At 53.4% G+C, this 23,967-nt stretch carries 24 protein-coding genes and 1 tRNA gene; 11 read left to right on the top strand and 14 right to left on the bottom strand.

Annotated elements, in window-relative coordinates; genetic code table 11:
* Window positions 1-151: 151 nt before the first annotated feature.
* The 6 genes from AB8B75_RS01545 to AB8B75_RS01520 all read right to left on the bottom strand — a co-directional run bounded on the left by AB8B75_RS01545 (window position 152) and on the right by AB8B75_RS01520 (window position 4,681).
* A complete protein-coding gene (locus AB8B75_RS01545) occupies window positions 152-1,264 on the bottom strand; it encodes a cupin domain-containing protein (protein WP_405359297.1) in 1,113 nt (370 codons plus the stop codon).
* A gap of 152 nt (window positions 1,265-1,416) precedes the next feature.
* Window positions 1,417-2,604 (bottom strand): kynureninase, encoded by a 1,188-nt coding sequence (kynU, locus tag AB8B75_RS01540; protein WP_405359296.1) that lies wholly within the window; start codon window positions 2,602-2,604, stop codon window positions 1,417-1,419.
* Window positions 2,605-3,438 (bottom strand): tryptophan 2,3-dioxygenase, encoded by an 834-nt coding sequence (locus AB8B75_RS01535; RefSeq protein WP_405359295.1) that lies wholly within the window; start codon window positions 3,436-3,438, stop codon window positions 2,605-2,607.
* Between the two features lie 242 nt (window positions 3,439-3,680).
* Window positions 3,681-3,757: transfer RNA gene (locus AB8B75_RS01530), tRNA-Arg, on the bottom strand.
* A gap of 154 nt (window positions 3,758-3,911) precedes the next feature.
* Window positions 3,912-4,367, bottom strand: a complete 456-nt coding sequence (locus AB8B75_RS01525) for a GNAT family N-acetyltransferase (RefSeq protein WP_405359294.1) — start codon at window positions 4,365-4,367, stop codon at window positions 3,912-3,914.
* 2 nt (window positions 4,368-4,369) lie between these two features.
* Window positions 4,370-4,681: an ETC complex I subunit gene (locus AB8B75_RS01520; RefSeq protein ID WP_405359293.1), complete on the bottom strand. Its 312-nt coding sequence runs from the start codon at window positions 4,679-4,681 to the stop codon at window positions 4,370-4,372.
* A 198-nt stretch (window positions 4,682-4,879) separates the two neighbouring features.
* Here AB8B75_RS01520 and radC point away from each other — a divergent pair, with 198 nt between their 5' ends.
* The 5 genes from radC to AB8B75_RS01495 all read left to right on the top strand — a co-directional run bounded on the left by radC (window position 4,880) and on the right by AB8B75_RS01495 (window position 10,134).
* Window positions 4,880-5,674: a DNA repair protein RadC gene (radC, locus tag AB8B75_RS01515; RefSeq protein WP_405359292.1), complete on the top strand. Its 795-nt coding sequence runs from the start codon at window positions 4,880-4,882 to the stop codon at window positions 5,672-5,674.
* Between the two features lie 95 nt (window positions 5,675-5,769).
* On the top strand, window positions 5,770-7,974 hold the full coding sequence (uvrB, locus tag AB8B75_RS01510; protein ID WP_405359291.1) for an excinuclease ABC subunit UvrB: 2,205 nt from the start codon (window positions 5,770-5,772) through the stop codon (window positions 7,972-7,974).
* A gap of 186 nt (window positions 7,975-8,160) precedes the next feature.
* On the top strand, window positions 8,161-8,667 hold the full coding sequence (locus AB8B75_RS01505; protein ID WP_405359290.1) for a hypothetical protein: 507 nt from the start codon (window positions 8,161-8,163) through the stop codon (window positions 8,665-8,667).
* Between the two features lie 254 nt (window positions 8,668-8,921).
* Complete coding sequence (locus AB8B75_RS01500; protein ID WP_405359288.1) at window positions 8,922-9,260, top strand: EamA family transporter; 339 nt, start codon at window positions 8,922-8,924, stop codon at window positions 9,258-9,260.
* Window positions 9,261-9,465: 205 nt separating this feature from the next.
* Window positions 9,466-10,134 (top strand): hypothetical protein, encoded by a 669-nt coding sequence (locus tag AB8B75_RS01495; RefSeq protein ID WP_405359287.1) that lies wholly within the window; start codon window positions 9,466-9,468, stop codon window positions 10,132-10,134.
* A gap of 63 nt (window positions 10,135-10,197) precedes the next feature.
* On the opposite strand, the gene AB8B75_RS01490 is transcribed toward AB8B75_RS01495, so the two are convergent.
* Both AB8B75_RS01490 and AB8B75_RS01485 read right to left on the bottom strand, forming a co-directional pair.
* Entirely contained in the window at window positions 10,198-10,599 is a 402-nt protein-coding gene (locus tag AB8B75_RS01490; protein ID WP_405359285.1) for a DUF4864 domain-containing protein, read from the bottom strand.
* 57 nt (window positions 10,600-10,656) lie between these two features.
* The gene (locus AB8B75_RS01485) at window positions 10,657-12,240 is read right to left on the bottom strand and encodes a lysine--tRNA ligase (RefSeq protein ID WP_405359284.1); all 1,584 of its coding nucleotides are present in this window, start codon (window positions 12,238-12,240) and stop codon (window positions 10,657-10,659) included.
* 169 nt (window positions 12,241-12,409) lie between these two features.
* Here AB8B75_RS01485 and AB8B75_RS01480 point away from each other — a divergent pair, with 169 nt between their 5' ends.
* Window positions 12,410-12,781: a tellurite resistance TerB family protein gene (locus AB8B75_RS01480; RefSeq protein WP_405359420.1), complete on the top strand. Its 372-nt coding sequence runs from the start codon at window positions 12,410-12,412 to the stop codon at window positions 12,779-12,781.
* A gap of 116 nt (window positions 12,782-12,897) precedes the next feature.
* Here AB8B75_RS01480 and dacB read toward each other — a convergent pair whose 3' ends face one another.
* The 3 genes from dacB to AB8B75_RS01465 all read right to left on the bottom strand — a co-directional run bounded on the left by dacB (window position 12,898) and on the right by AB8B75_RS01465 (window position 16,603).
* A complete protein-coding gene (gene dacB, locus AB8B75_RS01475; RefSeq protein ID WP_405359283.1) occupies window positions 12,898-14,418 on the bottom strand; it encodes a D-alanyl-D-alanine carboxypeptidase/D-alanyl-D-alanine-endopeptidase in 1,521 nt (506 codons plus the stop codon).
* A gap of 82 nt (window positions 14,419-14,500) precedes the next feature.
* A complete protein-coding gene (locus AB8B75_RS01470) occupies window positions 14,501-15,103 on the bottom strand; it encodes a nicotinate-nucleotide adenylyltransferase (protein WP_405359282.1) in 603 nt (200 codons plus the stop codon).
* A gap of 105 nt (window positions 15,104-15,208) precedes the next feature.
* Window positions 15,209-16,603 (bottom strand): alpha/beta hydrolase, encoded by a 1,395-nt coding sequence (locus AB8B75_RS01465; protein ID WP_405359281.1) that lies wholly within the window; start codon window positions 16,601-16,603, stop codon window positions 15,209-15,211.
* Between the two features lie 310 nt (window positions 16,604-16,913).
* Here AB8B75_RS01465 and ettA point away from each other — a divergent pair, with 310 nt between their 5' ends.
* The 3 genes from ettA to cutA are packed head-to-tail and all read left to right on the top strand — an operon-like array spanning window position 16,914 to window position 20,016.
* Window positions 16,914-18,569 (top strand): energy-dependent translational throttle protein EttA, encoded by a 1,656-nt coding sequence (ettA, locus tag AB8B75_RS01460; protein ID WP_405359279.1) that lies wholly within the window; start codon window positions 16,914-16,916, stop codon window positions 18,567-18,569.
* Window positions 18,566-19,660, top strand: a complete 1,095-nt coding sequence (locus tag AB8B75_RS01455; RefSeq protein WP_405359278.1) for a hypothetical protein — start codon at window positions 18,566-18,568, stop codon at window positions 19,658-19,660. Before ettA ends, AB8B75_RS01455 begins: the two co-directional genes overlap by 4 nt.
* 11 nt (window positions 19,661-19,671) lie before the next feature.
* A complete protein-coding gene (gene cutA / locus AB8B75_RS01450) occupies window positions 19,672-20,016 on the top strand; it encodes a divalent-cation tolerance protein CutA (RefSeq protein WP_405359276.1) in 345 nt (114 codons plus the stop codon).
* Here cutA and AB8B75_RS01445 read toward each other — a convergent pair.
* Entirely contained in the window at window positions 20,011-20,484 is a 474-nt protein-coding gene (locus AB8B75_RS01445) for a DUF2938 domain-containing protein (RefSeq protein WP_405359275.1), read from the bottom strand. The genes cutA and AB8B75_RS01445 overlap by 6 nt on opposite strands.
* Window positions 20,485-20,640: 156 nt before the next feature.
* Between AB8B75_RS01445 and AB8B75_RS01440 the strand changes: the two genes are divergently transcribed.
* Window positions 20,641-20,892, top strand: a complete 252-nt coding sequence (locus AB8B75_RS01440; protein ID WP_405359274.1) for a YdcH family protein — start codon at window positions 20,641-20,643, stop codon at window positions 20,890-20,892.
* Between the two features lie 1,407 nt (window positions 20,893-22,299).
* Window positions 22,300-22,506: a cold-shock protein gene (locus AB8B75_RS01435; protein WP_007117950.1), complete on the top strand. Its 207-nt coding sequence runs from the start codon at window positions 22,300-22,302 to the stop codon at window positions 22,504-22,506.
* Between the two features lie 77 nt (window positions 22,507-22,583).
* On the opposite strand, the gene AB8B75_RS01430 is transcribed toward AB8B75_RS01435, so the two are convergent.
* Both AB8B75_RS01430 and AB8B75_RS01425 read right to left on the bottom strand, forming a co-directional pair.
* On the bottom strand, window positions 22,584-22,838 hold the full coding sequence (locus AB8B75_RS01430; protein ID WP_405359419.1) for a hypothetical protein: 255 nt from the start codon (window positions 22,836-22,838) through the stop codon (window positions 22,584-22,586).
* Between the two features lie 131 nt (window positions 22,839-22,969).
* On the bottom strand, window positions 22,970-23,959 hold the full coding sequence (locus tag AB8B75_RS01425) for an ABC transporter substrate-binding protein (RefSeq protein ID WP_405359272.1): 990 nt from the start codon (window positions 23,957-23,959) through the stop codon (window positions 22,970-22,972).
* Window positions 23,960-23,967: the final 8 nt, after the last annotated feature.

The following is a 23,967-nucleotide window of genomic DNA, read 5'->3' as shown; positions in this document are numbered from 1 at the left end:
CGATTTCGACTATTGGTCGTTGATGCAACGCGCTTAGAAACTGTTTCTGAGCGCGGCAAGCCCTTGTTTCATTGACGCGCAGCCAATTGAACACTACCGAATGGCCACTGAATCTCATGCTTAGCTCAAACGCAGTGATCCGGCGGACCAGTTAAGTGAAATCAGTTTGAAAATCTGCCTGCAAGGCTGTTTCAATCAACTCACAATCCGTACTTGGCTTCACGTAGCGCGTCTTTAAAAACGGGGGTAGCACAAAGGCATCTCCGGCCACGAGAGAAACAGGTTTTTCGCCTGACACTTCCAATGTCATGGTGCCTTCTTTGACGAAAGTGAACAGGATATCGGTGTCATGGCTCGTCCAGATATCCCCGCTCTCAGTCGGGCGCGCTACATGTACACCGGCCACACCAGCTGTCGCCTTCCCGATCCCGGTATCGCGGCTTTCCCAACCTGGAATGCGCCATGGAGACCAGATGGCATCTTGCACACGATGATGGACAAATCGCGTGCCTTGCCAGTCGCGTGCCGAGTCAATACGGCCATTTGGCAAGCTCATCTTGTGATCAATCGTTGTGATATGTTCAGCAGGTACACCGATCTCAAGCACTTCGACATTGTCGGAGGCTTCCAATACCCGGTGGCGGATTTCGGGAGGCTGGATCACACAACACCCCGCCTCCAAAACAAACGGATCGCCCTGATCTTCGTAGACCAGCCGCACCCAACCACGATAGCAAAAGATCAACTGAAACCCGACGGTATGGTAGTGCACCATATCCGGCACTGGCCCACCATCGGGGATGCGTATGTGACTGGCAATGATCGAACCACCCAAACGATCCGGGATCAGGTCCCGGTAATGCATGCCTGCCCGCCCAATGATCCAGCTATCGCTGTCACGTAGATGCCGCACCATAAAGGAGTGTTGGGTCTCGGGCATATCCAATGGCGGGTTGGCGTCAACGATCTCAACTGTGTGGCCGCTGGGGGATGTCAACATCAGCAGGCCGCCCGCAAAATAATCCGGGTCCGTGCAACGCAGGCGTATCTTCCCGTGATGAGGCACCATGTTCCGATCAAGCCTGATCCGCATCCCATGTCCAGAAACAAGCGCTACTGCAGGATCATCCGCAGGAAAAATCTCCTCCAACCGAAAGCCCAGCTGTTTGATAAAAAAAGGCATTTCAGTCTTCAGATCTTCTACAGACAAATACACTTCCGCAGCGGTGATGCGATCCGGTTGGGTTTCCAACGTCCCGGTCATATTCCGTCTCCCCTAACCTGCATTACATGTCCTTGCTGCACTGGAAACCGCTTTTCAGATACCTTTCATGGCACCGATTTTCAAATGACATTGCGCAATCGGACGCACCTGTTCCCCCCGACTAACTGACATTTCAGCGAGACATACCGCGATCACGTCACAAGATGCGTCCGTTTGAAAACATCCGCGTCCCACAAACGATTGTTTAGAATGTTTTCCAGCACATCCACAGCGCCAACAACGTCCTCCTTGTCGATGTAAAGGGGGGTGAACCCAAAGCGCATTACGTTAGGGGCGCGAAAATCTCCTATCACCCCCTGGGCGATCAAGGCCTGCATTGCTGCATATCCATGCTCAAACGAAAAAGACACCTGACTGCCACGCACCGACCCGTCACGTGGGCTAATCAGGGTAAGTTCCGGGCAGCGCGCTTCCACCTGCGTGATGAACAGGTCGCAGAGCGCAACGGAGGCCTCGCGGATCTGCGCCATGGTCGTGGTGTCCCATACCTTCAACGCTTCTTCCAGGGCGGCAAGCTGTAGTACGGGCGGCGTGCCCACGCGCATGCGTTCAATGTTTGGCGCGGGCGTGTAAGTTTGATCAAAGGCAAAAGGTGCCTTGTGCCCCAACCAACCGGCAAGGGCGGGCTGAGCTGATGCCGCCAAGTCCGGTCGGACGTAGATAAAGGCTGGCGCGCCTGGTCCTCCATTGAGATATTTATAGGTGCAGCCAACCGCGAATTCACAATTTGACGCGGCGATCTGTACATCCACGGCACCGGCACTATGCGCCAAATCCCAAATCATGACTGCGCCCGCCTGATGCGCACGTTCGGTGATATCGTCCATGTCGTGTTTCCGGCCAGTTCGATAGTCCACCTCCGTCAGCATAACCACGGCAACCGTATCATTTATGGTATCGATCACAGCTTCCGGCGCGACGGTTTTTAGACTATGTCCGTGCGCCTTTAGAGCGATCAAACCCTCCGCCATGTAGAGGTCAGACGGGAAATTTCCGGTGTCCGAAAGAATAACCCGGCGTTCCGGTCGCAACGCCAAACCGGCTGCAAGCGCCTGAAAGACCTTGATCGACAGGGTGTCTCCCATGACCACTGAACCGTCCGGCGCCCCAATCAGCCGAGCGACCTTGTTGCCGACGCGTGCGGGCTGTTCCATCCAGTTGCATGTGTTCCACCCTTTGATCAGCTCTCCGCCCCATTGCGCCACAACCGCTTCCTGTACTGCCTCAGACACGCCTTTTGGCAAGGGGCCCAGTGAGTTACCATCCAGATAGATCACGCCGTCAGGAATGTCGAAAAGGTCTTTTCTTGGCAGCGTCATCTATAGCCCTCCGCGCAGGTTCCACAGCTCTGGAAAAAGCTCGACTTCCAACATGCGGCGCAGGTATTTCACGCCACTGGTCCCGCCCGTCCCGCGTTTGAACCCAATGATCCGCTCGACCGTGGTGACGTGATTGAACCGCCACCTTCGGAAATAGTCTTCAAGGTCCACCAGTTTTTCCGCAAGTTCATACAGCGTCCAGTGTGTCTCTGGCGCACGGTAGACGGCTGACCAGGCAGCCACAATTGCATCGTCGGATTGATGCGGCTCTTTCATGCGAAAAGCATCTTCCGGCAGAGAAACATCCAGCTCCTTTTCAAGAGCCCGCAAAGCCACATGATAAAGCGAGGGCCGCTCCAATTCCGCAACCAGTTTGGCGTGTAGCTCCGGCCGATGCTCATGGACCTTGAGCATGGCAGTATTGCGATTGCCAACGAAGAACTCGATCAGGCGATATTGGTGCGATTGAAATCCAGATGAAGCGCCCAATTGTGTACGAAATGCAGTGTAGTCACTGGGCGTCATGGTTCTAAGCACGTCCCAGGCGCTGTTCAATTGTTCAAAGATTCGCGCGACACGTGTGATCATCTTGAATGCCTCGCTGAAACGCTCGGTTTGAATGTGCCCACGGGCGGCATCCAATTCGTGCAACGCCAACCGCATCCAAAGCTCTGACGTCTGATGCTGTATGATAAAGAGCATCTCGTCATGCGCATCTGAAAGTGGTCCTTGCGCACCCAGCAAATCATCGAGACCGAGGTAATCACCGTAGCTCATATCGACCTTAAACGACATTTGTGCACCGTCCTGTCCTGGATCATATGCGCCGGTCATCTTTGGTCTCCGATATCAGTGGGTCTTACGCTTTATGCAGCGCGGAAAGAACGCCGACCAGAGTGAAACTTGCAAAATGGCTGTTGTGGAGCCATCGAATTGGCACGACACTTTTCTCCACCATATCGCCCGGGATTGTCTGTGCCTTCAAGAAAGAGTGCTTCCAGACCGAAGCGGTAAAACCCCAAGCCCAACACCCGAAGAATACTTTCCCAATACAGATACTGCCCCTAGCGGAAAAATGGCGGCCCCGGTAGGACTTGAACCCACAACCTCGGACTTAGAAGGTCCTTGCTCTATCCAGTTGAGCTACGGAGCCGCAAAACTCTCTGCAAAATCCCTCTAAATGCTCACCACCTTAAAATCAAAGCATATTTAGTGCGAGTGCGCAGGAACTGGCGTCAGTTTGAAGCGCGCGCAACAACGCCACGCCACCGCTGCGGTCTCGGTACGAAACATTCACTGGTGTGTTTTCAGATCGCACGGCTCATAAACATGCTCAGAGGGTCCGCCGAATAGTCGCCAAAAGGCGCGCAAGTTACAAAGCCAGCGCTCTGATACAAACGTCGTGCAGGCTCGTGTTCAGGTCCCGAGCCTGTTTCCAGTTTCAAACTGCGGAGGCCAAATTGCCTGGCCTGTTTAATCAATTCCTGCAACATGACCGATCCCAGACCTTGCCCGCGCACCGCTTGATCCGTGTGCATCGATTTGAGTTCGCCCCACGCGCCATAAACTCGAATGGCTCCAATGGCCAGTAGCCGCCCCTCGCCGCGCAACGCAAGTAGATGAATGTCATCTCCGGCAAGCTGGTCTGCTGGCAAAACATGGCAACTTTCTGGAGGAGATTGCGCGCGCATCAGGTCAAAATGCTTGCCAAGCAGAGCCGCAACATCGCTGTCCGTCGCTTTTGCCGGCGCGATTTCATGCATTCTTAGTGAGTCCAAGCACCTCGGCGCCCAGTTGCAAAGTTCTCACCGTAGCCCCCTGGACGGATGTTCGCGCGCCGCTTTTTGGGCTCTTGAACATCCGCATCAATGCCGTTTTCTCGCGCATATTCCATGGCCGCTTCTTTGGATTCAAACCGAAGGCGCACCTGACTTTGCATGTCATCCGACGACGTCCACCCCATAAGAGGGTCGACCGCGCGTGCAGAGGCTGGCGCAAAGTCCAGCACCCACAAATGCGTTTTCGCCGTGCCAGATTGCATGGCTGTCTTGGCAGGCTTGTAAATACGCGCGCGCATAAGAATGCTCCTTGACCGGGCCTTACCATTTTATCGAGGATTTAACCGGTCGGAGCAAGACGCGTTTTGCGTCAATGCCCGGCGAAAACGCAACAGTTATCGAAATTTTTCGTCAAATGCGACTTGGTTAAGAATTCGCTAACCGAAATTTCCCAAAATCCGACTCGCAAATGGTCAACAGGGTAAATGTATGCCGTTATGAAACATGGATTTTCTGAAGCTGCTCTGCGCGGGCTCGAAGAACTGGAGCGCCGTATCCCAAGCGGCGTTGTAACCAAACCGCTGGACAAAGGCGAAATTGCAGGCCACGGCGGCGGTCCGTCGCCACACTATATGGGCCACCGAGCGCGGCTGCGCACCCGGTTTTTGAACGGCGGTCATGCCGCCATGCCCGAATACGAACTGCTGGAGTTGTTGCTCTTCAACGCCATTGAGCGGGTCGACGTCAAACCATTGGCAAAAAAGCTGCTGTCAACATTCGGCGATCTCAACGGTGTGATTGCAGCCTCTGAACATCGCTTGCTTCAGGTGCGAGGGACAACCAAGAAAGTTTACACCCAACTAAAACTTGTTGAAGCCTTTGCGCATCGCATGGCGCAGGCCAAAGTTCTGGAACACTGTGCCTTGTCGTGTTGGGACGACTTGATCGATTACTGTCGGACCGCGATGGCGCACCGCGACACGGAGCAATTCCGCATCCTGTTTCTTGATAATAAAAACGTCGTAATCGCGGACGAAGAACAGGCCCGTGGCACAGTCAATCACGTTCCGGTCTATCCGCGCGAAGTGGTCAAACGCGCGCTGGAACTGAATGCCTCGGCCCTGATCCTTGTGCACAATCACCCCTCCGGCGATCCCTCACCCAGTCAGGCGGACATTACCATGACCGACAACATCTTGCTGGCCTGCCAGTCCATTGACGTGCGCGTACATGATCACGTGATTATTGGGAAAACCTCTGAAAGTTCGTTCAAAAGTCTCGGGCTGATCTGATACTTGATGGTGACAGTTTTTGTCACTAGGGGAAAAGCCGCCCTTGAACCTGCTCAGAAACATGACACTTTGGAGATAACCTCCAAGGATAGATCATGCCTTACGCCCAGACCGATACTTCTGATGCTCCTGTCATCATGGCGAACCCTGCGCCGGACGTGCGCAGCCGCCCGAAACTCGAAGGCGGCAAGGAATTCGTATTGTCCACGGAATTTGAACCCGCAGGTGACCAGCCCTCAGCGATCGCGGAGCTCTCTGAGGGGTTGATCTCCGGTGAAAGGGATCAGGTATTGCTCGGCGCCACCGGCACGGGCAAAACCTTCACCATGGCCAAGGTCATCGAGGGAACTCAACGCCCTGCGATCATTCTTGCGCCCAATAAGACGTTGGCAGCACAGCTGTACGGCGAATTCAAAGGGTTCTTTCCGGAGAATGCCGTGGAATATTTCGTAAGCTACTACGACTACTACCAGCCCGAAGCCTACGTCGCGCGTTCGGACACCTACATCGAAAAAGAAAGCCAGATCAACGAACAGATTGACCGGATGCGCCACTCCGCGACGCGCGCGCTTCTGGAAAGGGATGACGTGATCATCGTGGCCTCTGTCTCTTGTATTTATGGTATAGGGTCGGTGGAGACCTACGGGGCCATGACACAAGATCTGAAAACCGGTCAGATGTATGACCAACGCCAGGTCATGGCCGATCTGGTTGCGCAGCAGTACCGTCGCAATGATCAGGCTTTTCAACGCGGGTCTTTCCGGGTGCGGGGCGACAGCCTTGAAATCTTCCCGGCCCACCTGGAAGACCGTGCTTGGAAGTTGTCTTTTTTCGGCGAAGAACTCGAATCTATCACCGAGTTTGACCCTTTGACCGGTGAGAAAACCGATAATTTTGATCAAATCCGCGTTTATGCCAACAGCCACTATGTAACGCCCAAACCAACGATGCAGCAGGCCGTTATTGGCATCAAAAAAGAGCTGAAAATCCGACTCGACCAGCTTGTGAACGACGGCAAGCTTTTAGAGGCGCAGCGGCTCGAGCAACGCACCAACTTCGATCTGGAGATGTTGGAGGCCACAGGGGTTTGCAATGGTATCGAGAATTATTCGCGCTATCTGACTGGTCGCGCACCGGGCGAACCACCGCCCACGCTGTTTGAGTTCATTCCTGATCACGCCATTGTCTTTGCGGATGAGAGCCATGTTTCCGTGCCACAGATCGGCGGTATGTACAAAGGCGACTACAGACGCAAGTTCACTTTAGCTGAGCACGGATTTCGGCTTCCTTCTTGCATGGACAACCGGCCCCTCAAATTTGAGGAATGGGACGCGATGCGCCCTCAATCGGTCTTTGTCTCTGCCACGCCTGCCAATTGGGAAATCGAACAAACCGGTGGCGTTTTTACAGAACAGGTGATCCGGCCGACCGGTCTTTTGGACCCGCAAGTCGAAATTCGCCCGGTTGAAATGCAGGTGGATGATCTTCTGGATGAAGTACGAAAGGTCGCTGCGGAGGGCATGCGGACGCTTTGCACGACTTTGACCAAACGCATGGCCGAAGACTTGACGGAATATATGCATGAACAGGGCATCCGCGTGCGCTATATGCACTCCGATATTGACACGATCGAACGTATCGAAATTTTGCGGGACTTGCGTCTTGGCGCCTTTGATGTGCTGATCGGGATCAACCTTCTGCGAGAGGGGCTCGACATCCCGGAATGCGGCCTGGTGGCCATTCTCGACGCGGACAAAGAAGGATTCCTGCGGTCTGAAACCTCGCTCATTCAGACCATTGGCCGCGCCGCACGCAACGCGGACGGCCGGGTGATCATGTACGCGGATCGCATCACAGGATCGATGGAACGCGCGCTGGCCGAGACCGATCGGCGCCGCGCGAAGCAGATAGCTTATAATCAGGAGCACGACATCACACCCGCAACCGTGAAAAAAAATGTCGAGGACATTCTGGCGGGACTCTACAAAGGCGACACAGATCAATCGCGTGTAACCGCCAAAATCGAAAACCCGTTGGCGGGCGGCAATTTGCAAACCGTTCTGGATGGCCTGCGCACAGATATGCGCAAAGCCGCCGAAAACCTGGAATTCGAAGAAGCGGCCCGTCTACGCGACGAAGTCAAGCGTCTCGAAGCGGTCGATCTTGCCATCGCAGACGATCCAATGGCACGGCAATATGCGGTCGAAAAAGCCGTGGGTGATGCGCAAAAGGCGTCCGGCCGTAGCACTATGGGACGCGGCGGTATGCGGGGCGGCGTAAAGCGGCGAAAAGGTCGATAAAACCTCGAAACGTGTTTGGTTTAGAGCTTATTGCGGCTTTCAATTGAGCCAGTGATGGGTTGTTAAAACGGTTTCACACAAGGGTTTTGACATGTTCGGTGAAACTCTTGCCTTGCGCAGAGTCATCTGTCGTATAGGTTGTGTTCACCCCCAATTCGGGCCTTTTCCAACAGGAGTTCCGCAAATATGCTAAAAATCAAACACGCCGCTGCTGCAGCACTTGCTACAGCGGCTTTCACCTTCGGCGCCAGCGCTGATACGTTCTTAAAATACGGCGAAGTCGAAGGTTGGAGTGTCTTCATCGATGAACAAAAACAATCCTGCTTGATCGAGGCGGTCGACGACTTTGAAAACGTGGTCCAAATGGGTCTCACAGAGGACCGCGGCGTTGGGTACTTGGGCGTTTTTACCAAAGGTGAAACCAACATCAAAAAGGACAGCGAAGAAGCCGTCGCCATCCTCATCGGTGAGAACATCTATCTTGGCGAAGTGACTGGTATGCGCGGAAACATCACCAAAGGGTACTCTGGTGGCTACGTGCTCAGCGACAATCCGCAATTCGTCAAGGATTTGGAGCAACAGTATGAGATGGTGGTCTTTCCGGAGACGGAATATGCATTCTCAGTTGATTTGACCGGTACAAAGAAAGCCATCGAAATGGCGCGAGAATGTAACGTCAAACAATTGAATTAAAAGCGAAACGACCATCAGGAAATCTCAAGAAACCTCGCTGGTTGCGGGGTTTTTTTGTTTTTGCGTCAAACATGACCCGGCATGATCAATAAAAGTCCGAGCGGGCATTGCGTCGCCTTGATTTTGAAAACTAACCGACAATACCGTTGAAAAGCACTTGCTCCGGATGCAACTGTAGATTTTTTCGCGGCATTTATGGTATGAACGCTGCACCAATCGCATTTTATTATTGAATTTTTATTTGAGGTTTTTCCATGGGCCATCTCGCGTTCGGCTATTTCTTCACATTCTTCACAGCAATGACGGTGATCATCGGCGATTTTGCCATCAAGTCAGCCGTCGATCACGGGCTGCCAATTACGTCCAAACACGTTATTCTGGGCATTGCGCTATATGGTTTTTCCGCCATCTTGTGGTTTTATGCCATGCAGCATGTCACCCTCGCGCAAGCAGGCGTCGCTTATTCCATGTTGACGCTGATTGCCCTGGCAGTTTTGGGCGCGGTCTATTTTGGGGAACCACTGCACACACGCGAATATCTTGGCCTGGGCTGCGCCTTACTGTCGATGATTCTGATGAGCCGCATCGCGTAAAAGTCAATTGTCACTTCGAGAAATCCGCCGCGTTTCTTCTTTTTTGCAGCCTCAGCGATCATCATATGCAAGCCGGGATAGCGGGGTGCAGGCTGACTACTGCGATCTATGATCTAGTGCAACGCGAAGCGGAATGGCAGCAAATGCGGCATGTAACCAAAAATTAACTTTCATTAACCATGATGCCAGGCAGGAGTTTGGTGTCATGCGTCTTTTTGCTCTGGCCTTTGTGATATTCTGGGCGAGCGTGCAAGTGACGCTGGCGGGCCCTTGGCTCCGCGAAAAGGGGAAAGGTTTCTACGCAGGCTCAGCGAATGCCACCAAGGCAAAAGATACATCAGGCAGCCTCTACGCGGAATATGGGCTACGTGACACCGTCACCATTGGCGCGGACCTCTTCTATGGCATTGACCGCACTCTCCAACAATCGGGATCAGGCATCTTATTCGCACGTTTTCCGTTGAGCGCACCCGATGCGACCCATAAATGGGCCTGGCACGCCGGGATCGGAGCAAGGTCGCAAAACACAGTGATTGCTCCGGCAATAGAGGCCGGGCTTTCCTGGGGCCGTGGTATCAAGCTCGGCGAACGCTATGGATGGACAGTCGTCGACAGCAGCATCAACATCCCCGGATCAACTTTGGAAACCCGCATTAAACTAGACGGTACGGTGGGCTTGGGTTTTACCGATCATTTCAAGGGAATGATGCAAGTTTTTAACACGTATCAGGAGGATGAACTGTTTACCAAAGCTGCGCCATCTTTACTTTTCTTACCCGGAAAGGGGAACTATACATTCCAGATCGGGGCTGAAATCCCAGTCCGAGGCGGAGGCGACACCGAATTCAAAATCGGTGTTTGGCGAGAATTCTAACCATGGGCAAACGCCATGATGCGCTGAATTGGGCTATAAGGCCGACACACTTTCACCATCAAATCACGCGCTTAAATCATCGCTGCCCAGAATTTGAACACCGTTTATGCGCCAACCGGTTTCGATTTCCAACATTCTGTAGTCCAGAACATGGACGCGACCTGACTGATCGGTGATCATGACCCGCTGCCAATAAGCTCCATCCTGCTGGCGCAACTCCAGATACCGAACCTCCCCTGGCCGCCAAACCATTGGGTAACCCTGGGTGACCATGCGTTCAAAATTCTTTGGGTTTTGAAACAATCGCTGCAGGTTCGGGCTGGCAAATTCAAACGCTGCGTCGAAATCATCAACCTGAAAGGCCTGCAATTGCTTTTCTATCGTGGCCTGAATGTCGGTTTCCTGCGCATACAAAGAAGTTTGCAGTCCAAACCAAATCAGAGCTCCCAACATTAAACTGCGCATAGTACCCTCCGCGACACGTCTGCAAGAAGTAAGGCACTCAGGCTGTCTGGCAAGCAACTAGCTGTTTTTTACCAATGCTCCGGCCAAGGCTCGCTCGATCAAAGCCACAGTTTCATCTACGCCATAAAGAGCGATGAACCCGCCAAATCGTGGCCCCTGACTGGCGCCTAACAAGACTTCATAGAGCGCCTTGAACCACGCACGCAACGGCTCGAACCTGTCGCGGCCACAGGCATAAACAATCGACTGCAAGGCTTCGTCGTCCACTGGACCATCATATGCTTTGAGTTGATCCCGCAAATCGCTCAACGCCTCCCGCTCCAGTTCGCTGGCCAATCGGTAGACCTTTTTGGGCTTAACAAAGTCATTGTAGTAGCGCACGGCAAAACCCGCCGCTGCATCCATATCCGGGTTGTTTTCTGCATTTGTTTCAGGCGCATAGCGTTGCACAAAACCCCAAAGTTGAGACTTGTCTTCAGCCGCCGAAACGCTTGCAAGATTGAGAAGCATCGAAAACGGAACCAGCATATTTGACTGCGGCACGTCACCGCCATGAATGTGCCAGACCGGATTGTTTAGCCGTTGCGTTACATCCTGCGTCTCGTAGGCGCGCAGCTGTTGATGATACTCATCAACTGCTTTGGGAATGACATCAAAATACATTCTCTTGGCGGTTTTGGGCTTTTGATACATGAAGTATGACAGGCTTTCAGTGCTGGCATAAGTCAGCCATTGATCTATCGAAATACCATTGCCGGACGACTTGGATATTTTCTGGCCGTTTTCGTCCAGAAAAAGCTCATAGCTGAAATGCTCGGGCTTTTCGCCGCCCAGTATTTCGCAAATCCGGTCGTAGATCGCCGTGTTGGTCGCGTGTTCCTTGCCATACATCTCGAAATCGACGTCCAATGCGGCCCAACGCGCTCCGAAGTCTGGCTTCCATTGGAGTTTAACGTTGCCGCCCGTCACCGGCAGGGTCCACTCGCGCCCATCTTGGTCATCGAATGTGACTGTATGATTTGTCGCATCCACATGCTTCATCGGCACATAGAGCACGCGGCCCGTTTCGGGATGAATGGGCAGGAAGATGGAATAAGTCTGCTGACGCTCTTCGCGCAATGATTTGAGCATGACCTTCATCACATCGTCATAGCGCTCCACTGCGCGGCGCAGGATGCCGTCGAACTGACCGGATTGGTAGAACTCGCGAGCGGAGTAAAACTCGTAGTCAAACCCGAAGGTGTCCAGAAACCGCCGTAACATCGCATTGTTGTGATGCCCGAAGCTCTCATGCGTGCCAAAGGGATCGGGTACGGAGGTCAACGGCTTGTGCATATGCTCGGTAAGCATGTCTTGTTGAGGTACGTTGCCCGGTATCTTGCGCATTCCATCAAGATCATCTGAAAAACAGATCAGCCGCGTTGGAATATCAGAAATTTGCTCAAATGCGCGCCGCACCATTGTGGTACGAAGCACTTCGCCAAAGGTTCCGATGTGTGGTAGACCGCTGGGCCCATACCCGGTTTCAAAAAGCACGTGCCCTTTTTCAGGTGGTGCTTTCTGGTACCGTTTCAGAATGCGGCGCGCTTCTTCAAAGGGCCATGCTTTGCTGGTCATTGCGGCGTCGCGTAATTCGGACATGTCTCACCTGAGGCTTACTCATCCGGCACCCCTTGCGCCGGGTTTCGTCCGTCCCTATTGCGTTGCAGCATTGCCGTCAATAATCTGACGGCGTTGACCCAAGTGAAAGAACAGCCAAGTGCCTGACAATCCCGCTCACGCGTTTTCCGAACAAGACAGCCTCGTTGCCATGATGATCGCGGTTTCTGCGTCGGACGAGGACATCCGCACAGCAGAGCTTGTGAAAATTCAGTCCGCCGTTCAAATGCTTCCCATATTCGCGGACTATGATGAAGATCGTTTGGGCGTCATCAGCCAGACCGTCTTCGACCTTTTCGAACAGGAAGACGGGCTGGATGCACTTTTTGGACTGATCCGAGAAGCGTTGCCGGAACGGTTGTTTGAAACAGCTTATGCTCTGGCCTGCGATGTCGCCGCCGCCGATGGCACGCTTGAGGAAGCTGAACTGCGTCTGCTCGAAGAAATCCGTTATGAACTGAATCTCGATCGGCTGCATGCCGCGGCCATCGAACGGGGCGCACGGGCAAGGCATCTGACGTAAGTCAGTAGGTTTCCGTCATTTCACGAACATCCGCGGTGCGCAGCACCCCGCGAAACACAGTTTTGGCACAACAAACACAACACGCTCGGTAAATGGGGGTGTGTTGCAGAAGGGTTTTAGTTTTTCAACGCTGCAGTGCTTCGCTCTGCGTAAACTGTCCCCCACCGACCTAGCAATTTCCGCTGCAATCGGCGCGCACGCGTGGCCCAAGGCCGGGCTCCTTTTGGGCGTTCACGGTTGGCCCGCGTGATCGTCGCGCGGATGTCTTCATCCGCACAGAAAACCGCGAAGACCATCTCACGGCCTCCTGGTGCGGTAATGAAGCCAGCCAGGCCGGACACATAATTCAGCGTTCCGGTTTTCGCGACCACTTTGACCGGATGGTTTTTGGTTGTGCGACCGTCTTTGTCGAAGAGATTGACCGGTTTCAGGATTGGCCGCAATTCTGCCTCTTTGTGCGCCGCCGCCAGACCACGCACCATATCATTCGCGCTTATGCGGCTTGCGCCACCCAAGCCCGAATGATCCACAAAAGCTGGCCTTGTCATGCCGAGGTTTTCCATTGCCCAAAGGTTCATCTGCAATGCCGACGCAGCCAGCGTATTTACACGCCCTGACCGGGCCCGAGTGGTGGCAAGCCCGACCATTTCAGCGGTAAGATTATTTGAATACTTTAGCATCCCATGAAGAATTTCGTTCATCGGGGGGCTTTTCACGGACGCGATTACGGAACCCATTGGCATTTCTTCAACCAGCTCCGCGGTCTTCAGCACGATACCGTGGGACCGTGCAAGCGTCGCGAAGACATCTCCGGCATAGAGCCCTGGGTGGCGCACTGGAAGCCAGCGCGATCCCTCACTGCCCAGAGCGCGTTTCGCGACCGTCCATTCGTCCGCCGCACCGGCGTCTTCATAGGTGAATATGGGCGACGACCTGTCCACAATCTTCATGCGGGCCATGGCAACGTCTGGGCGGTAGGGCGCAGCCCGCGCGTCCATTGTCACATTGTACTTCCCCGATGCGCGTTTCCATTGGAAATGCACCCGGTTGTAGTTCAGCGCAATACCCGACACGGCCGGGCTATAACCCAAATGGTCAGGTTGCTCCGGGTCGATGGTTTTTACAGGTTCCAGAATGTTCTCAAAGACCAAAAATCGCCCGCGAATTTCGCGCAGACCCGCATCTTTGAGCTGGCTGGCGAGCTCAGCCAAATCATTGGTATCCATGGTCGGATCGCAGCCACCAACAAGCACCAGATCTCCGTCCAGCACGCCATCTGTCAAGGTTCCTGTCGTTACGACCGTGGTTTCAAAACGGTGGGAAGGGCCCAGCACGCCAAGCGCGTAAAGAGCTGTTATGGATTTCGCCACACTGGCCGGCGCAATCCCCAAATCTTCGTTGTGCGCCTCAAGCAGTTTTCCTGTTTCGGCATCCGCAACGGCAAAAACAATGTCACCGGTGACCCTTGACTCGCGCAAAAGCGCATTGAGTTCGCGTGCCGGTTTTGGAGTGTTGTCCCGGAGCCTGGGCCGCAAAGATACTTCAGGCGCACCCGCCAGTACGGGGCTGGCTACGCCCGCCAGAAACGTGGCAATGAAGGCCCGTCGGGAGACCTGCGATGAGGGGTGTCGCGTCATACGGGTAAGTAAACCTTAGCCTATCGGTTGAAACAAGCGGAAGCGTCGCCGGAAATTCTGAATATTTCGTGACGCAACCTGTTTATGCCTGCCAACCTCCTGCCGCGCGGATAGCAGATGAGGATTGGGCAACCATGGGAACATTCACAAAACACCAAGCTGGTGCATCCGCACGTCCCAATAGAACGGAAGCATGTCCCGCGATCCGCGCGGCGGAAAACAGCCGTGCGGCAGGACTCATTCTGGCGGATATTCGGTCTCCCGGGCGTGCCAAGACACCGATGGGTACCGCCATCATGATCTGCCGCCAATTCTGCCAATGGTGAAATTGGGCCAGATTGTCCGCGCCCATCAACCAGACAAACCGCACGCCGGGGTAGCGCATTTGCAATGCGGCAAGTGTCTCAGCAGTATAGCGCGTGCCCAGATAGGTCTCCATATCGGTGACCGTAACGCGCGGATTCTGGATCATCGCCTGCGCGCGCGCCATACGTTGTGCCAAAGGTGCGGGGCCTTGTTTCTTGATAGGGTTGCCGGGGCTAACCAGCCACCACAGCCGGGTCAGCCCGAAACGTTTCAAGGCTTCGCGTGATATGTGCACGTGTCCGCTGTGCGCTGGATCGAACGACCCACCCAAAAGGCCGATGACCTCTCCTGAGCGCGCGATGGGGAACCCTTGTTTCAAAGGAACGCTTTCTAAGCCATTTCAGCGCTCTTTGAACGTGCGCTGCGCGTTTTTGTCAATAACCTGCGCTAAATGCGCGTCACGCCGGCATCAAACTACGGTGCCTCAGGTCTTTGCCAAGAAACATCCAACGCGCAAACGATCCAGAATACAAAAACCCCCTTGGAGGAAAGATCGTTGCATTGAGCTGGTTTTGCTTATGCCGATGTCAACGATCTTCGCCGGCGACATTGGCCAACTCTGGCAACCTTTCCAATGGATAGTTGGGATGCAACTGCCAAAACCCATCATCAGCCAATTCCAAAGGCCGCAAACTCCCCCCGGAAAGGCTCGCGTGCGCAAAGCAAGCGCGATGTCTGACAGTACCGCCTGATTGTCGCGAAAATACGAATGACCGCGGCCAATGACATTCTCGACACGGATAAAATGCACCAATTCTGCTTTCTTTAACTGCTCCAGTTGCGAAACGCTCAACGTATCCGACGTCGCGGACCCAAGACGCGGCGCGTTGGTGATGTATGACGCCAATCGCAATGCACCATCTTCAGGATTGATGTAGATGTTGATCTGCTCAAATGCTTCGGAGAACCGTTCGGCCTGTAAGCGTTGTTCGACAACACCTGCATCCAGATCAGCCGCCGCCAGGATCAAAGTACCTGTTTTCATGGCTGTCTTGGGCGGCACGCCCTGCCCGCGATGGTAGATCACGAGCTCGCGAAGAGATTTGCTCATGACATCCGTACCGCGAGAGTGCGCCACGATGTCAATGTCTTCCACCTCCTCGATTTCAGCGAGCAACCGCAGGAATTCCTTTGCGTGAAACACGCTGAAGTCCCCCGCTTCCCGGTCGCGGAAATACCCCAGAAGGCCACTGTTGCCCGCAGGCCATGTAAAGGCGATCGGCACACTTTCGCGACCCGTATAATGCCAGAGGTTCGCCAGGGTATCCATTGCGCGTTCAAAGTCGTTGGCAGCACCATGAGTGAAAACCAGAACCCGTCCATTGCCAGTACGTATGATTTCGTCCCGGATGGCCTTTTGAAAGGCGCGCGCGTCCTCTTCATAGCGCTCTAGCGCGTCGGGTTCGAACATCAGCTTGCCATCTTCGCGCCGGGTCGGGAGCGGAACATCACGGAACCGCACAAGCTCAGTGGTATCTTCCACGTCAAGGCGCGACAGGCGCCGAGCGCCATCCTGCGATGTGCGCGCAACCAAGTCGGCCCAATCCTGCGCCCCAAACCGGACGCGTGCAACGCCCAATGCCATGGAATTGGAGCGCTGCGACGAGTAGGTCAACTGACCCGCCTCGTCTGTCAAGGCCGCGCGATCCGTGACGTAGAATATTGGCGGAGCCACAGTTTGAAGAACGGCCGGAATTTCATCCGCCGGATAATTTTCTTCTGACAAATAGATATTGGGAGGCGGTGCCAGCGTAACGTCCCGCGCACTGCAGCCCAATAATACAGCCAGCAGCACCGCAATCTTTGTGAAGGTCCTCACCGCTTCCGCCCCGCCCTTGATCTTATAGAACCAGCGCTAACATGGGGTGCCAAAAAATCAAATCACACCTTTGGAGATCAGCGGATAATGCCTGTCTATCGCAATGAGGCAACGCGTGAAAACAGCATTGCTAACGCTGTCATGTATTGAATTGGCCGACTGGCTGTGTGTTGCTGTCCCCTCGTGTGTTCTGAAATGCATCAGCGCCCCATAAACAAGCGACGTGATCCTTTTTGCATAGCACCTCCGCATTGCCCTTGCTTCTGTCTGTGTCTAAGAGATGAGCAAATGAAAACAAACGAGGTTTCCCATGGCTGCCTATCAATACGTCTACCATATGTCCGGTGTCTCGAAGACGTATCCGGGCGGCAAAAAGTGTTTTGAAAACATTCACCTGAACTTTCTGCCCGGTGTGAAAATAGGTGTTGTCGGCGTGAACGGGGCAGGTAAATCCACGTTGATGAAAATCATGGCCGGCCTGGATACCGAGTTCTCAGGCGAAGCCTGGCATGCCGAAGGCGCCACCGTGGGCTACTTACCACAGGAACCCAAACTTGATGAAAGCCTGACGGTGCGGGAAAATGTCATGCTCGCGGTGGCAGACAAAAAGGCCATTCTGGATCGTTACAATGAACTGGCAATGAATTACTCCGACGAGACCGCCGACGAAATGGCCAATTTGCAAGACAAGATCGACGCCGAGAATCTCTGGGATCTCGACAGCCAGATTGATGTTTCGATGGAAGCACTGCGCTGCCCACCCGATGATGCCAATATCGCCGATCTATCCGGCGGCGAAGCGCGCCGTGTGGCCTTGTGCAAACTGCTGCTCGAAGCCCCCGATATGCTGTTGCTCGACGAGCCGACCAACCATCTGGATGCGGAAACCATCGCCTGGCTGCAACAACACCTGATCGATTACAAAGGCACCATTCTCATTGTCACCCATGATCGCTATTTCCTGGATGACATCACGGGTTGGATACTGGAACTCGACCGCGGCCGCGGCATTCCCTACGAGGGCAATTATTCGGATTGGCTCGAACAAAAAGCCAAACGTCTGAGCCAGGAAGCCCGCGAAGATAAATCCCGCCAGAAGACACTGGAACGGGAATTGGAGTGGATGCGACAGGGCGCCAAAGCCCGTCAGGCCAAATCCAAGGCCCGGATCAATGCCTATAACGAAATGGCGGAAACTTCGGAGCGCGAAAAACTTGCCCGCGCACAGATCGTCATTCCCAATGGCCCGCGTCTGGGTGCCAAGGTGATCGAGGTCACGGGGCTGGCAAAACACATGGGCGACAAGCAACTGTTAGAAAGTCTCGACTTCTCCCTGCCCCCAGGTGGCATCGTGGGTGTGATCGGACCGAACGGCGCAGGTAAGTCGACACTTTTCAAAATGCTCACCGGGCAATTGGAGCCGGACGCCGGTACCATCGAATACGGCGATACGGTCGATCTGTCCTATGTGGATCAGAGCCGCGATGATCTGGCCGCCAATGATAATGTCTGGGAGGCAATCACCGGTGGGGCTGAGCTAATCCAACTAGGCGATGCCGAGGTCAACTCTCGTGCCTACTGTTCGTCGTTCAACTTCAAGGGCGGCGACCAACAGAAGAAGGTCGGCCTGCTCTCAGGCGGCGAGCGCAACCGCGTGCACATGGCGCGGCTGCTGAAAGCCGGCGGTAACGTGCTGCTGCTCGACGAACCGACCAATGATTTGGACGTCGAAACCCTGCGCGCGTTGGAAGACGCTTTGGTCGATTTCGCCGGTTGCGCTGTGGTGATCAGCCACGACCGGTTTTTCCTTGACCGCATCTGCACGCATATCCTCGCGTTTGAAGGCGAAGCCCATGTGGAATGGTTCGAAGGCGGCTTCACGGATTACGAAGAGGACAAGAAGCGCCGGTTGGGTGCAGATGCTCTGGAGCCGAAGCGGTTGAAGCATAAGAAGTTTGTGAGATGATTTGGACAGTTTCTGAGAAATCAGAGCCTCAAGAGATTAGTCTCCACAAGCTTGCGAGCTTTACCCCGGCGTGTGAAGAGATCGTTGCTCGGCTCAAATCAAGAGACGTTACAGAATACTGTCAAATCTGGCTTTCGACCACTCTCGTTGAACGGGTGGCTAACACTAACGACTTGCTTGCGACAGTTCGCAACACTTTACCAACAGATGCCTTTTTTGAGTGGCCTTCAATGGAGAAGCGATATGTACATGCACCTCCAGTTGTTCGTCTATACCATAAAGTCAAGTCGTACACACACTTGGCCCAAGACGCTATCGTACCGCTCGTCGGCAATTATCTTGTAGTATATATTCCTGTTGATGGAACTGAAGGCAACGCCTTACTCAAGCAACGTGGATCGACGGAAATAGATCGGATATCAAGCGAAATCCGCGCTCATCTAAACCTTCTACTTGGCGCTGGCTCTATTCTTGGAGTACATGCTGTGTTTCGCAGGGATGTAAAGAGCACATGGATTTCCCTTGAAAGTGATCAAACGCGCGACTCGGAGGTTCTAGCCCACGAGAACAGCATATACAATTTTTTGCTTGATGGACTTCCCGAGAGAAATCTCCTCTATCAACGCTTCCCAGTTGAAGTTCTGGACCTTGTCGCGCAGGCAGAGACCAGCACAGTGCCAGAAGTCCGGTTTTCGATTCTTTGGCTAGCTCTCGAAAGAGCCTTGGGAAATGGCGCGGACCGTCGCAAGTTTTGCATTGAACAGCTTAAATCGGAAACGATTAATAAATTCTGCTTTGATGTTTTTAGAGTTCGAAGCGACTGGTTTCATGGTGCAAATCGCGAAGGGACGCTTGCAAGGTACGAACCCTTTTTGAAAATAATGATTCTTCTACGGTATATCGGCTCCGGTAAGGTGCTCTCGCATATCGTAAAAAGGCTTGAAGAGCTGATCGAGGGCAATCGGATACTGGGTCAAGAGAAGGATTTTCTTTCCATGCGCTGGACCTTTAGCTTTCAAGAACCTATGCCTAATTTCAAATCTGACAGAGCGTTTTCTGCAGATCCAAGGGATGAATCTCCACTCTCGTAGGAAAGTGCAGCGTGCACCCACTTACCGATCTCCTCATCGACATCCTCGCAAACTGCCCTTCCATCCAAAACGCCGACACCATCAGTGCGGCTCTTATCGAACAGCGCCTCGTCGCCTGCTCTAACCGCTACCCAGCTATCCAAAGCGCCCATTTCTGGAAGGGCAAGGTAGAGCAGGAAGAGGAAAACCCGTTACTTTTGAAGACCCGTATCAAACTGGGCGACGCTGTAGAGGATGCGGTGCGTATGCTGCATCCCTATGAAGTGCCGCCGATCACACGCGTCAATGTGGACGCGGCCAACGCTGACTACATTCAGTGGGTCTACGATGTGACCCGCGCGCCGCAAAACCTATAACAGCGCGCCCATCCAAAGACCGACACCGAAAACCGTATGGGCCGCCAGCCCCAGCCCGCGTGCTTTCCAGGGTTGAGGCGTTTTCGACGCGGCCCAGCCGACCCCCAACCCCGGTTGCAGCAAGAACCAACCAAAGCCAATCATCAAAAGCGAAAAAATCCATGCGGGCATAAAGGTGGGCGCCGCCAGCCACGTGGCACCCATTATCCCCGCCAGCACGATGCCATAAATGACCCCGACCGCATAGTGAAAGCCCCAACCGATCATGCGCTCTCCGGTCACAGGCGCCACAGCTCCAATATCGTCGTGAAACACCTGACCCAATGGCAAAGTCGCCACCCAACGCCCGACCAAACCCCAATTCGGCAAGGGTTGACCGGCGGCGCGGTTCAGCACCACAGCCCAAAGGTCCATCAATACGGTCGCGAGCAAACCCATCACAACTCCCGTTCCCAAAACCTCGTTCACTCAAGAGACTCCCTACCTATCAATCACCCAAACCCTGTCATTTATTGCAAGCTTGCGCCAGCAGCCCCGCATTAAAAGCCTGTTTTGTTGACCCAGATCAAAACAAGATCGCCAACCCAATGACATAAGTCCAGCAAGTCCACGAAGGAGGAATAAATGTCTCACACGCCACATGAACTTGCCGATGACTTCCCTGAACACACCGCTCGGATACATGATCTGCGCGAAACCGACGCGCATTTTCGCAAGCTTTCAGACGCTTACCATGATGCTAATCGTGCAGTTCACAGGGCGGAAACAAATGTTGAACCCATTGATTCTCAGTACGAGACCGAACTGCGCAAGCAGCGCATGCGGATCAAAGACGAAATTGCCACCATTCTGAACAAAACCCAGGCTATGGGTTAGTTCAAACCGTGCGCCGCACGACAGATCGCAATGTGAAAAAAAACGGGCCGGTGTTAAACCGGCCCGCAGGGAAGAAACAACGCTGGGGGAGAAAACAACGTTGCTTGTGTCAAAGGGCAGCCCAGTCGGTGAAACGCCACTTGGAAGGACATTTCGGACCTGGACGAGGATTGACTGGGCTGCACCCGATTGCGCGCCAGGAAGAGGTGCGCGGAACCGGGGAGATTTCCGGGATAATGTCCCGGGGGTCGTCATGAAATTCTGGAAATTTGACCATAATCGTTACTCCACTTCCGAGGAGGAAAATAACCCCGGCTCACAAATCCATCTAATTCGATAGAATGGCCAGCGTCTGTGAAGAGGATCACACTTGTTAAAACTTTCGGGGCTTTTTTAACCTTTTTCTTACGATCAGGTGCCGCTGCGTTTTCCATCAAGCCTTACATACCCGAATACCAAGAAATAGAAGGATGGCCTGATGATTTTCGACCGTTGAAATACGAATAAAAAAGAATTTTGGGGATTTCGTCAGGAGCACTATGACGCGGAAACACCCCAATGGAACCGTTATCTGGATCGACAATAACCAAATATTGCCTTCAAATTAAGCAAAATTAGTAGAAGACGGACGAAACCTGCACAAAAATCACGCCGCAAACCCTATTGAAATACGCGCGGGAATCGGGCGTAATACAAAGAAATTTACATTTTACGACTGCTGTTAAGATCATCCTAAGACCTTATAATTAAAGATAATATCCGGTCCAATTCACAAATCACAACTGGCTAAATTGAAATTCGATATTCGTTGCAACGCATACGAGAAGTGTGTCGACAGACAAATAGATTTAAACGACGGCGGCCCAGTGGGCCAGATCTCGGCTGTCGAACCATCGCGAGCCTAGTCAGACGAGCGACGGGACGGGACGAGAGGGGAAACAGACATGGCGATCTTGATAGTCCTGATCGGAGCTGTAAGCGGATTTGTGAGTTTAGCTATTGCACTACTGGTGTTTCAAACAGGCTTTTTGACGGCCGTGATTACGCATATTATCACTTCATTTGTCGTTGCAGGTCTTCTGTTCGTGATTAGAGCGCTCCGAAATAAGTGCTGACAACCAATCTAGATCAAACTTTTGATTGTCACCATTGCATACTTGGATTCCGCTCAAAATCACCCCTGGTTTTTCAGAAGCAAAGCATGAAAAACCAGCGGAATATGGCCCTTAATTCCACCGCTGGTTAAAGCTTTTTCTTGTCAAAACAGCAACTTTCTGTCATATGCCCCTCGCAAACGTTTTTCTTTTTCGACCTGCTGTCTCTTATGGACGGTCAGTCTTCGATCCAGACCGACCACGCCAGGCTATCGCACAAACGCGGATAGCATCTACACAGGAGACCACGGATATGGCCACCGGCACCGTGAAATGGTTCAACACAACAAAAGGCTTCGGCTTTATCGCACCCGATGGCGGCAGCAAGGACGTATTCGTTCACATTTCTGCCGTTGAGCGCGCTGGACTCACAGGTCTGGCCGACAATCAGAAGGTGACTTTTGACATCGAAGCCGGCCGTGATGGCCGCGAAAGTGCGACGAATATCGCTTTGGCGTAAGCCACGATCACGTAAGAAAAAACCGGCTTCTTTGAGGCCGGTTTTTTTGCGCTAACTTGAATGTCGGGAGCGTGGCTTCAAAGCAGTACGCGCCAGATTAGCAAGCTTGGTACCAGCATCGCAAACAGGATGCAAAAAAGCTTGGCGACATGACTGATCTTTCCAAAAATGCGATCTCCCAATGCGGCTTCGCCATAGCTTAAAAAGCTGGCCATGACAGCGTATCCACGCGCTTCTTGCCGTACACCTTTCGCTTTTAGAGCAGCAACAGCTTGGTCATAGACCTGCGTCTGGCGCTCTTTTTCAGTCAATTGATTTTGCAGGCTTTCCATATTGCTCACTGTTTCCATACTCCTTTGCGTCAAGGAAAACATGGTGCGGTCGTGCGCAAAGTCTAGGTTTTTAAACAAAAAAAAGGCCAGTCGCTTAACTGGCCTTTACAGGACTTTCCAAACGTAAAAAATCAGTTCAACGCTTTGTCCGTGATGGCATGCGTCCACGCGCCTTCCGGGGCTTTGGTAATGACAGGATCAGATCCACCAGATAGCAATGATTCGACCGTTCTCTCATAATCTGCAGGATCCAGCGCGCCGTTGCTACCAGCAGTCAGCTTCGCAATTTCTCCCATCATCCGCTTTTGATGCATTTCCGTCTGCGCTCCACTTGCGTCGTTGTCGAGCACAATCTCTGCCGCCTCATCAGGGTTTTCTTCTGCATATTTCCAGCCCTTCATAGAAGCGCGGACAAAGCGAACCATCTTTTCCGCAAATTCAGCATCCGCCAGTTTGTCTTCAAGAACATAAAGCCCATCTTCCAGCGTCGCCACACCTTGGTCTTCGTATTTGAAGACGGTCAGGTCCTCGGGCGTCAACCCCGCATCGATCACCTGCCAATACTCGTTGTAGGTCATGGTCGATACACAGGCCGCCTGACCTTGCAAAAGCGGGTCCACATTAAAGCCCTGCTTGAGCACCGTAACGCCGGTATCGGACCCGTCGGTCGGGATATCGAGCTTGCTCATCCAGCTCAGAAACGGGAATTCGTTGCCAAAGAACCAAACGCCTAGTGTTTTTCCCGCGAAATCATCCGTACTGGAAACGCCGGCATCCTTGCGACAGGTCAACATCATACCAGAGGATTTGAAAGGCTGTGCAATATTGACCATCGGCAGGCCTTTTTCGCGTGCAGCCAGAGCAGAAGGCATCCAATCTACCGTGACGTCCGCACCGCCGCCAGCCAGCACCTGTGTTGGAGCGATGTCAGGGCCGCCGGGTTGAATGGTCACGTTTAGATCTTCTTCCGTGTAAAATCCCTTGTCCAGCGCCACGTAGTAGCCCGCGAATTGCGCTTGCGTAACCCATTTGAGCTGCAGCGTGACATCATCTGCAGCTTGCGCAGAAGCCGCCCAGAGCGCTAGCGCCGCCCCGGTGGCAAATGTTCTTACTTTTTTCATCATACTCT

This window comes from Roseobacter sp., assembly GCF_045106495.1.
Taxonomy (GTDB): Bacteria; Pseudomonadota; Alphaproteobacteria; order Rhodobacterales; family Rhodobacteraceae; genus Roseobacter.
Note: the sequence above shows the minus strand (reverse complement) of the source record. Positions and strands in the feature narration are given on the sequence as shown.